The 1,834-nt window shown below is 48.0% G+C and carries 3 protein-coding genes; all 3 read right to left on the reverse strand.

Annotated elements, in window-relative coordinates; all coding sequences use genetic code 11:
* Positions 1-39: 39 nt before the first annotated feature.
* Positions 40-384: a hypothetical protein gene (locus ACGF7G_RS22180; RefSeq protein WP_387468440.1), complete on the reverse strand. Its 345-nt coding sequence runs from the start codon at positions 382-384 to the stop codon at positions 40-42.
* A gap of 2 nt (positions 385-386) precedes the next feature.
* Positions 387-878, reverse strand: coding sequence for a DUF4123 domain-containing protein (locus tag ACGF7G_RS22185; protein WP_387468441.1), 492 nt, complete (start codon positions 876-878; stop codon positions 387-389).
* The coding region (tssI, locus tag ACGF7G_RS22190) for a type VI secretion system tip protein TssI/VgrG (RefSeq protein WP_387468443.1) at positions 875-1,834 on the reverse strand (960 nt) is incomplete at its 5' end. The genes ACGF7G_RS22185 and tssI, both read right to left, overlap by 4 nt.

Raw genomic sequence — 1,834 nt, forward strand, 5'->3', positions numbered from 1 at the left:
AGAGCGGGAGCCGCTGGCGCAAGAAGTGGTAATGGCATATCAATTTCTCCTTTTCAATAAATTATCCATGACCTGCAAATAGTCACGGTATTGTTGTTCTGAGCTATCTCCCGCGTTTAACATGTTCTGGATTTCTGACGAGCCGTGAAAATCACGGTTAAACGCAACGAAATATAAATAAGAGCGGATCAACGCTTCATCTTTAAACCCCATCGCAATCAAATCCAGATAAGCGGCCTTTAATCGCCAGTGCAGGCTGCGTTCACTTTCATTTTCGACTAATGCGCTTTGCTCTGCCAGAATACGTTGTCGGATCTGGGTCACATAAGCTTCATCTTCCGCATCAATAAATTTAGCGACCTGCTCCTTGCTGAGTTTTATCATCGTTAGGCCCCTTTTACGAAATAATCAATATTATCAAATAAATATACCCACTCATGAATACCGCCAGTGAATGCCGACAATTGCTCTGGGCTGAAAATATCCCGGATTTGATGCAAAATGCGGGGATCGTAAAAACGCAGTAAGGCTGTTTCCCCCGTTTCTTGCTCAACATTCAGGTAGTTTTCAAGGTGACGAGTCAGTTTATCCAAAGACAGAGTGGTGTGTAGCCAAGATACCGAAGGTGCAACCTTTTCCAGCGCAAATAATTTTTCTTCCCATGATTTCGCATAAGCCATATCAAACAACCATGGCCCCGCGAATGCAATTTTGGCATCTGGGTATTGCCGGAACAGGGGATTATTCGTGCCAGCGATATACTTAATTTCCTCAGCAAAATGACGTTCATACTGTAGGCCACTGACTAAGGCATACCATTTCATTTCGGGGTGTATTTCTCTGTATTCACTCCACTTTTTCTGTAATTCCGGTGTCATGATTGCCCCCTGATAACCATTGCTGTGCCATCCAATTCTGCTTTCATCAGACAGGTCAGACAGATTTCTTTCAACGGTGCCGTCAGGGCTTTTTCTGCCTGTACGACACTTGCCTGTTTCAGTTTATCCAGCCTATCCGGCAGTTTGCCACCCCAACCTGAGCCGCTGCCGGGTGATCCACTGCCAAAGTTGATGTTGGCACTGCTGGTAATACCGCTCGCATCGATTTTAAGGAAGTGTCCGGCGGCCTGTAGGGTCAGTTCACTGCTGGCATCAATGACGATTTTAGCGCCGGAACTCAGGTGAATTTCATTGCCGCTTTGAGTCAACAGGGCATCATCTGCCTGGATATGGAGTTTCTGCCCCGTAGATAGGGAAATATCATTTCCCGCCTGTACGCGGTACTCATTATCAATGCGTAAATGGGCATCATGTTTGATATGATGTGTCCGGTTGTGCCCGATATTATGGGTTTCATCATTCAGAACTTGTGCTTTCATATCCCGTTGAGCATGAATAAACACTTCCTCGCTGCCGTTTTCATCCTCAAAACGCAATTCGTTAAAGCCATTTCCTTTATGGGTTTTGGTTCTGAATGTGGTACGGGTCTTTTCCGCCGGTAAATTCAACGGCGGACGGTTAAGCGCGTTATAGGTGCATCCGGTAATAATCGGGCGGTCAATATCGCCGTTGAGGTAGGAGATAATCACTTCCTGACCGACTCGCGGTGTCGCCAGAAAGCCAAATCCGTTGCCATTCCAGCCTTGTGCCACCCGTACCCAGCAGGAAGCCTGGTCGTCCGGCGCATCGTAACGGTTCCAGTGGAAGTGAACGCGAACCGCCCCCTCTTTATTGACGTAGATTTCTTCTGTGCCGGGCCCGACCACCGTGGCGACTTCATCACCGTCCGCCAGCGGTTTATAGCGGTAGGGGGGACGCCAGTCGTTGCGGCCGGG

The organism is Photorhabdus sp. RM323S (assembly GCF_042879375.1).
Classification (GTDB): Bacteria; Pseudomonadota; Gammaproteobacteria; order Enterobacterales; family Enterobacteriaceae; genus Photorhabdus; species Photorhabdus tasmaniensis.

Coding starts and splice junctions, on each gene's coding strand:
- ACGF7G_RS22180 (WP_387468440.1), bottom strand. CDS start 384: ATGATAAAACTCAGCAAGGAGCAGGTCGCTAAATTTATTGATGCGGAA.
- ACGF7G_RS22185 (WP_387468441.1), bottom strand. CDS start 878: ATGACACCGGAATTACAGAAAAAGTGGAGTGAATACAGAGAAATACAC.